This window comes from Emticicia sp. 17c (assembly GCF_037153985.1).
GTDB lineage: Bacteria > Bacteroidota > Bacteroidia > Cytophagales > Spirosomataceae > Emticicia.
This window is the reverse complement of record NZ_JBBAYI010000033.1, coordinates 1-6,565: the sequence shown is the minus strand read 5'-3', so window position 1 is coordinate 6,565 and position 6,565 is coordinate 1. Positions and strand designations below refer to the sequence as shown.

Sequence of the window (6,565 nt, the reverse complement as noted above, 5' to 3'; positions counted from 1 at the left end):
ACTTGTTTGTGCTTTGGCTGAAAAGACCAAGCCAACCAATATACATAAAGCTAAAACGATACCTTTAAGGAAACTTAATTTTGCCTCAGACGAAGCCGTCAAAAATGTTTCTTTTAAAGATGTAGTATTTACCTTTTCATTGATGAAGGTTGCTAGAATCGGAAAAAACAAGTACAAGGCAAGTACGATAAACGAAACAGCTATGCCCAAATTCATAACCTTTGCAAGAGGTTGGGTAACATAAGCGATTGAATCGGTTACAATTTGAGATTCAAAACCGCCCAGAAAAGACTGTACTAATACCACCCCAAGAAAACAAACAGCACTTATAGCCAAAGCCCAGCGAATCCATCCAAACACTGTTTTTTTGTGGATAGCATCTTGGTTTTCGTGTTGTTCTTTGTAAAGAAGATTATAAGGCTTAACCGCTTTTTCTTCTATGTGGTCGGCTAGTTCTTGCGGGCTGATTCCGTACTTTTCATTTATCTGCTCGTAGCTTAAGCCATCGAACAACAAGCCGTTTAAGACCTCTTTTTGCTGGTAAGGCAGTAGTTTAGAAAAATGTGTCATAAAGTTGTTTAGTAATAAAAAAGCCCGTGGATAGGGCTTTTAGTTGAACATTTGTTAATTTTTTTTACTATGCTAACACCTTCAACGACCCGTTTTCAACATAACAGTTGAGTCTATTCGCGTAGGGTGTTGCGCTGGCATTAGCAATTAGCGCGGGGGCTTGCATTGTTCCTACAACGTCTTTAATTGCATTAAAAACCGCTTGCGTGCAAGTAAGGTGCTGCCCTGTTACTAAGGGGCTTGTTTGGCTTGTTTGCCACTCCGTTTGCCCTTCCTGTAATATGGCTTTATCTTCAACACTTAAGATAAACGGGCTTACACCTGTTGTGATGTAAATATTCATGATTGAAAGACTTTATTTAAGTTGAACTATTGATTTAAACCGCCGTTATGTCCAAACTACTGCCGTACCGTTGTACATACCTAGTGCGTAGGTGGTAGGGTCGTATACGACTTGATTTTTGGGTAAGTAGGGCAAATTGTACGGTACAGGTTCAGACAATGGGACTAAGTTTAGCCGTAATTTATTCACCGTCACAACTGCCGCGCCTGTGGTGTAAACTGATAATTTACTCTTGGCGGCACTTAATCCGAAACTTGTGTTAGTGCTGCCTATACCACCAAAGTAAACCGTTTTTTCTTCAAAAGTTACATTGTTGAAATTCGGCGAAAACATAGGATACACAAAATTAGAACCGCCTTGTATCAGGTTTTCATTATTCTTGTTTAAACGCATCATATAGAACGTGAACGCATTTGCTGTGGTTTTGGCAAAGCCTGTTACCTTGTATATCCGGCGGGGGTCAATATCAAACACGGTAGTGTTGTAAATGTGCTTTGATGTGTCATAAGTCAAAATAACACTATCGCGCCCTTCGTATTCATCGCCCAGTATGGTGCCAGTTCCGCCCCAGTTTGAGTTCGTACCAAGTTCACCCGCTCCGTTTACGAGTAAACTACTACCAAAGTTTTGCAAGGTTGCACCCGCGGCACCCGCTGGCCCTGTTGCGCCTGTGTCACCTTTTGCGCCTGGAGTGCCTATGTCTCCTTTAAGTAGTCTTTGCAGGTCTCTATCACCTTTAATTACTTTCTTGATGGTTTCTTCAAGGCTAAGTTCTTCTGAACCCACAAAGCCAAGCGCGTTGCTTGTGCTTGTGTCTGTGTCATCGGCTGGGGGTTTTATCATTTGTGATAGTAACAGCCCACCCCCAGCCAGTAAGCCGATACCCAAAATAGGATTTTTCTTCATGATTTTATTTTTTTGAAATTAAAACTCCAACTAAAACAGCCCCAACCCCTAACAATAACAGGTTTTGAGGTTGTGCTAAGGTACCACCCGAACTATTAGAAAAATATAGTTCGGCTTCTAACCTCCGTCGCTTGATTAGACCATTTTTATAAGTAGTATTTGTACCCCATTCAATTTCAAACTGCTTTCTAATATTCGGGTCGTTTGGGTTTGCATTAACCATTTTAAGTAAGGTCGTATTTGCGAACTTGTAAGAACCACGGTTATAGGCATACGAAACTAAAGCGTCGAACTGGCTTTGTGTCAGTTTTGCACTTACTAGAGCCGTAACATCCTTTTCAAAATCGGCTAAGATGTTTCTAAACAATTGTTCCGCCCTTGCTTCGGTAATTGTTTGACCTTCACGCACCGGACTGCCATCTTCCCACATGGTGTTACCATAACCAATAGTGTATTTTGCACCATCGGTTTTTGCTTTAGGGCGATAGCCTTCACGGGCTTTTAAAAAGTTTATCCCTTCTTGTGATGTTTTCATTGTTTAGAAAAAGATTTTACAATTGATGCACCCGCCCAAATTCCAACCGCTATCACTCCAAGTGTTAGAATGTCTTTTGTGCCACTAAAAACATTGGTTATGCCGCTTGTAATACCTCCTCCAATATCCAAAGGGTTTTCGTCTTTTTTCTTTTGTTTTACTTCATCTTCGATTTTTACCGCGCCTTGTCGGTTTAAAGCATCAAGAGAAAAAAGCCCTTGTTTGTGTTCGGCATAATAAGCCCTATTGTTTGTGTCTAAGAACATCCAATACAAGGTTTTTCGGGTTTCACTTGGTAATAAATAGCCCTCTACCACGCCTACGGGTTGCCCTTTTTTAATGGTAAAAACTACGCTTGCGGCATCGCTGGCAACCCGTTTTACTCCAACCGCCGAATTGGCAATAAGAGTTTTATCCATAACCTGCGATACATTATATATGTCACTCATAATAAAAGTGTTATAAAAGATTAGCGTAAAACTTGAAATTCTCTAATTTCGGTTTGATGCCTTTGGGATTAGTTTTGATTTTGTTAATCAGGATTTGAAAGACTTCTTTCGTCTTTTCTTCACCCACTAATTCAGTCATCAAATTTTTCAATATCTGTTCCTGTGTTTCCATTTGCTTGTGCCTGTGCTTGGTTGGTAAAATAATTAGTAAGCATTTGCATAATTCCTTCCTGTACGGCTGGATTAGCGGTTACTTTCTCTAAAAAAGCGCGAATCTGTGGGCTTTTATCTGCCAAGTCGAAAATGCCTTTAATTGCCATCGGTGCTACCGAGCTAATAAGCGCGGGGGCTAATGGCTTCAACATTTTTGCTAAGTCGCCTATTCCGCTGCCTGCTTCCTGTTCCTTGCGTTCCCTTTCTTCCTTTTCCCTTTGTAGCTGCCAAATAACTTGCTGGCTTGCCTGTTCGGCTTGCATCCGGCCCAGCATCATAGCCATTTCCACTGGAAAGCTACCGCCTGATGCCGTGTTGTTAGCGGCGGGGGCATAAGTCATAAAAGGGTGCATTTGCCAGTCTTGACCGTTTTTCTGCATCGCATAAACCGAATATCTTTCGGCAATACCCAAACGCTCTAAAGCGTCTAATTCGGTGCTTAAACGGGTGCCGTTTTCATCCTTTACGGATGCCTCTTTGTTAGGTGAATTATCCGCAACTAATTTGCCTTTGGAGTTTTCAATCTTCCAAAACATAAACTTGTTGCGGATAATCCAATCCATTACGTTCTGCTTCATTGTTAGCTGAATTGGTAGTTCTTAGCCTTTTCGACAAAGCCCAGTAACTTTTTACGCTTCTGGTCTTTTTCGATTCTTTCGCCCATCTTCTTTGCGTAGCTTTCAAGTTGCTTCACGCTTGCGTTCTTTTTGGGTGCTTTTAGTTTCTTAGAACGGCGTTTCTTGGTGCCGCCGAAATCAAATAATGCCATGATTGTATGATTTAAAGGTAATTAAATGAGTAAAAAATGTGTGAGATACAAAGTAGGTGATAAGCCTACTTTGTGTTTACGACCAAGCCGCCTTTGCCCACGAGCGGTTTCCCGACTACAAGTTTTGTAGCGATATTTGCCCCGACTCCAATAGCACCCCATTTAACGACGTTCCATGCTTGCGGGTGTATGCCGTTCAAAGTATCTTTAAGGCCGTCAAGATATCCGGCTGGTGGTGGGGTGTTATTGCCTTTATCCAGTTTATTTTTTAGATTGTTGATGGCTCCAATAACGCCATCGTCGTTAATGTCATAATCCAACAATTCTTCCATCTCGGTAGCGGTTACACCGCCGCCCCTGATTTCGCCAAGACCTACGGCCTGATAACCGAATTTTAAGGCTGAAATATCATTCACAAACGCACTCAACGCAATACGGGTGCCGTCGTAGTTGGGTGCCTCCGAAGTGATACCAAGCGATTGGAATTGCTCGAAGGTTAGAAGGTCGCCTATCAGGCTTTGCGGAAACGTGGAGGTTTTATTGATTAAAACGGCATCGCTGATGAACTTTTGCGGCTGTATGGCTAAATCTAGTCCTAGCCCTGTGCTTCCGGTTGTAACGTTTGAGCGTACGGCAAAGGCTATCAGACGGCCGTTTAGGCTTGGTACGGTGGCATCCTGAATCATACCCACCATGATGTTATTTTGCTTCGGGTTGTGTTCCCCGATGTTTCCGAGAAAACGAATTTTTGTTGCCATGAAAAAAATGTATTTAAGTTGAAAATTGTTATGCTTACTTTTTGAAGATTGCAAAGGCTACTAACACCCCTCCAGCCACTAGTAAAACGTTTTCGGTCTTGAAACCAAAAATTGTTCCCCCAGTATTGCCACCGGATACTTCTTTCTTTTCGAGACCATCCGGCAAGCCTGAATCTGTGCCGTCGGTAGCATCGCCCCAACCGTCGTTGTCTGTATATGACTGATTTTTGTTCTTGATTAGCCCTAAGCTAATGGCTATTGAAATGGCTTTGGAACCATAGTTTAAAATCAGGTTAATAATTTCTTCGACACTCTTTTTATTCTTTTTTGAGGCTTCTTCTTCTACGGTATCCCCGAACAATTCCAATACACCACTTATTTTTAGCTGTGTACCAATGTTACCTAAAAGCCCTTTAAGCTGGCTCGAATTAGTAAGGCTAATGTTGCCACTATCAAAACTGCCCTTTTTAAATCGCATCAGGTATGAATTAGCCCCAAAATTCCCTACTTCATAATTGATTCTTGGGTAAGAAATCGTGTTTGTGCCATAATTGAATAAGGCATAATTTAAGGGAGACAAAGAAGGCATTGGCGATGATACACCCGTATAGGCAAAACCAATATTGCTTGCATTCCCTCTAAAAACAGTTGTACCGTTAAATGCTAAATAGTTATTCATTGCTCTGAGGTTTAAAAATGGATAGTGCATTTTTGATTGCGTTGATGACTTCGGCTATAAATGTGACTGTTACCGTTTCATCATAGTTGATACCTATGCCAAACATTCTTAATTGCCCTTTGGCTCTGAACTTCAAAGGTTGTGTAATATACTTTAGCAATACACGCAAGGTGCTTAAGATGTCGGGCAAATAAGCTGTACACTTAACTGTGTATACGTTATTTGTATTAGGTAGCACGTTTATTGGCTCATTGAGATAATAAGAGGCAAATTCAAAATTATCATTACCTGACTGATAATATAAAGTACCGCCCAAACCTTGAATCTGATACGCCACACTATCAATATTGAGTATCTGAAAAGGTAAATCAAAAGTCAGGTTCCACCGCTGTATTTTCCAATTGCGGGGCGTTAAAAATTTGGGTCTTGCTTTACTGGCTGATATGCCCCTACGAACCACCGAAAATGCCAATAGTGCTACACCTGTGCCAATTAATACGCGCTTGTTCATAGTGCTTGTGATAATTTAATTAGGTTCGTTTCGATGGTGTAAATGGTGCTTGTTATTTCGTAGTTATTGAGCTGGCAATAAGATGAAATTGCCCTTTTCTTGGCGTTGATAATGGTATCCATTGCTTTGTCAAGGTCTGCCGAAATCTGTTGAATCATGCCAAAGGTTAGGGTGTTTTTATCTTCCAATTGCCCTTCTAATTCAAGGCTTAACAATCCTTTCCATGTACCCACCTGTATATGCTTTTTGTACTGCCCTGCGTTTTGCTCTTTTATCTGTTTAGCTAAGGTCTTGACCTGTGTATCAGAGAAAGCCAAATTCTTGTCCAGCACATTTAGCATTTCATCGGTCTGTGTTTTCAGATAGTCGGTATTGATTTCATTTTTCTTGCGGAAACCGAAGAAAACCAAGCCTAAACCCACGAAACCTAATGATATTGCCATTGTTTTGTTCATATACCTACCTGTAAAAATTGATGAAACAAAACAAGCGGATTGCTTTGTATTATCAAAAAATAGTGTTAACTTATGTACAATAATGTTAATTAAGCATCAGATGAAAACCTATATTACGCCAAAAGACTTGCAAAAAATACGGGGGTATGTTTACGTGACGGCTCAAAGAAAGATTAAAAAGGTAAAGGATAAGTACCGATGCAACGCCGTTTCGATACAACAATACTGTGAGTTTTTTAATGAAAACTATATCGAAATCTTTGCTTTATTAAATGCAAAAAATGAAGCTGATTATTTACGTATTATAAGAGACGGGATAAAAGAGGGGTTTACGCGGGGGTTTGGTGGGGGGCTAAGGCTAAATTGATAGGGGTTTT

At 40.8% G+C, this 6,565-nt stretch carries 12 protein-coding genes; 1 reads left to right on the top strand and 11 read right to left on the bottom strand.

The window, feature by feature from the left end; genetic code table 11:
* The 11 genes from WAA15_RS24255 to WAA15_RS24205 form a co-directional block, all read right to left on the bottom strand.
* Positions 1-570: hypothetical protein (locus tag WAA15_RS24255; RefSeq protein WP_337045449.1), on the bottom strand; the 570-nt coding region annotated here is incomplete at its 3' end.
* Positions 571-637: 67 nt separating this feature from the next.
* A complete protein-coding gene (locus tag WAA15_RS24250; RefSeq protein ID WP_337045448.1) occupies positions 638-913 on the bottom strand; it encodes a hypothetical protein in 276 nt (91 codons plus the stop codon).
* 45 nt (positions 914-958) lie between these two features.
* On the bottom strand, positions 959-1,819 hold the full coding sequence (locus WAA15_RS24245; protein WP_337045447.1) for a hypothetical protein: 861 nt from the start codon (positions 1,817-1,819) through the stop codon (positions 959-961).
* A 4-nt stretch (positions 1,820-1,823) separates the two neighbouring features.
* Positions 1,824-2,354 (bottom strand): lysozyme, encoded by a 531-nt coding sequence (locus WAA15_RS24240; RefSeq protein ID WP_337045446.1) that lies wholly within the window; start codon positions 2,352-2,354, stop codon positions 1,824-1,826.
* A complete protein-coding gene (locus WAA15_RS24235; protein WP_337045445.1) occupies positions 2,351-2,803 on the bottom strand; it encodes a hypothetical protein in 453 nt (150 codons plus the stop codon). Before WAA15_RS24235 ends, WAA15_RS24240 begins: the two co-directional genes overlap by 4 nt.
* Before the next feature lie 131 nt (positions 2,804-2,934).
* On the bottom strand, positions 2,935-3,594 hold the full coding sequence (locus tag WAA15_RS24230) for a hypothetical protein (protein WP_337045444.1): 660 nt from the start codon (positions 3,592-3,594) through the stop codon (positions 2,935-2,937).
* A gap of 2 nt (positions 3,595-3,596) precedes the next feature.
* The gene (locus WAA15_RS24225) at positions 3,597-3,785 is read right to left on the bottom strand and encodes a hypothetical protein (RefSeq protein ID WP_337045443.1); all 189 of its coding nucleotides are present in this window, start codon (positions 3,783-3,785) and stop codon (positions 3,597-3,599) included.
* Positions 3,786-3,850: 65 nt separating this feature from the next.
* Positions 3,851-4,543, bottom strand: a complete 693-nt coding sequence (locus tag WAA15_RS24220; protein WP_337045442.1) for a hypothetical protein — start codon at positions 4,541-4,543, stop codon at positions 3,851-3,853.
* 34 nt (positions 4,544-4,577) lie between these two features.
* A complete protein-coding gene (locus tag WAA15_RS24215) occupies positions 4,578-5,222 on the bottom strand; it encodes a hypothetical protein (protein ID WP_337045441.1) in 645 nt (214 codons plus the stop codon).
* Positions 5,215-5,733 (bottom strand): hypothetical protein, encoded by a 519-nt coding sequence (locus WAA15_RS24210; RefSeq protein WP_337045440.1) that lies wholly within the window; start codon positions 5,731-5,733, stop codon positions 5,215-5,217. The genes WAA15_RS24215 and WAA15_RS24210 overlap by 8 nt, the downstream gene beginning before the upstream one ends.
* Entirely contained in the window at positions 5,730-6,176 is a 447-nt protein-coding gene (locus tag WAA15_RS24205) for a hypothetical protein (RefSeq protein ID WP_337045439.1), read from the bottom strand. The genes WAA15_RS24210 and WAA15_RS24205 overlap by 4 nt, the downstream gene beginning before the upstream one ends.
* A gap of 112 nt (positions 6,177-6,288) precedes the next feature.
* On the opposite strand from WAA15_RS24205, the gene WAA15_RS24200 reads away from it, so the two are divergent.
* Positions 6,289-6,555, top strand: coding sequence for a hypothetical protein (locus WAA15_RS24200; protein ID WP_337045438.1), 267 nt, complete (start codon positions 6,289-6,291; stop codon positions 6,553-6,555).
* Positions 6,556-6,565 lie beyond the last annotated feature (10 nt).

Bases quoted from the DNA above. Each gene is read 5' to 3' on its own strand.
- WAA15_RS24245 (WP_337045447.1), bottom strand. From the start codon at position 1,819: ATGAAGAAAAATCCTATTTTGGGTATCGGCTTACTGGCTGGGGGTGGG.
- WAA15_RS24240 (WP_337045446.1), bottom strand. From the start codon at position 2,354: ATGAAAACATCACAAGAAGGGATAAACTTTTTAAAAGCCCGTGAAGGC.
- WAA15_RS24235 (WP_337045445.1), bottom strand. From the start codon at position 2,803: ATGAGTGACATATATAATGTATCGCAGGTTATGGATAAAACTCTTATT.
- WAA15_RS24215 (WP_337045441.1), bottom strand. From the start codon at position 5,222: ATGAATAACTATTTAGCATTTAACGGTACAACTGTTTTTAGAGGGAAT.
- WAA15_RS24200 (WP_337045438.1), top strand. From the start codon at position 6,289: ATGAAAACCTATATTACGCCAAAAGACTTGCAAAAAATACGGGGGTAT.
- WAA15_RS24210 (WP_337045440.1), bottom strand. From the start codon at position 5,733: ATGAACAAGCGCGTATTAATTGGCACAGGTGTAGCACTATTGGCATTT.
- WAA15_RS24220 (WP_337045442.1), bottom strand. From the start codon at position 4,543: ATGGCAACAAAAATTCGTTTTCTCGGAAACATCGGGGAACACAACCCG.
- WAA15_RS24250 (WP_337045448.1), bottom strand. From the start codon at position 913: ATGAATATTTACATCACAACAGGTGTAAGCCCGTTTATCTTAAGTGTT.
- WAA15_RS24205 (WP_337045439.1), bottom strand. From the start codon at position 6,176: ATGGCAATATCATTAGGTTTCGTGGGTTTAGGCTTGGTTTTCTTCGGT.
- WAA15_RS24230 (WP_337045444.1), bottom strand. From the start codon at position 3,594: ATGAAGCAGAACGTAATGGATTGGATTATCCGCAACAAGTTTATGTTT.
- WAA15_RS24225 (WP_337045443.1), bottom strand. From the start codon at position 3,785: ATGGCATTATTTGATTTCGGCGGCACCAAGAAACGCCGTTCTAAGAAA.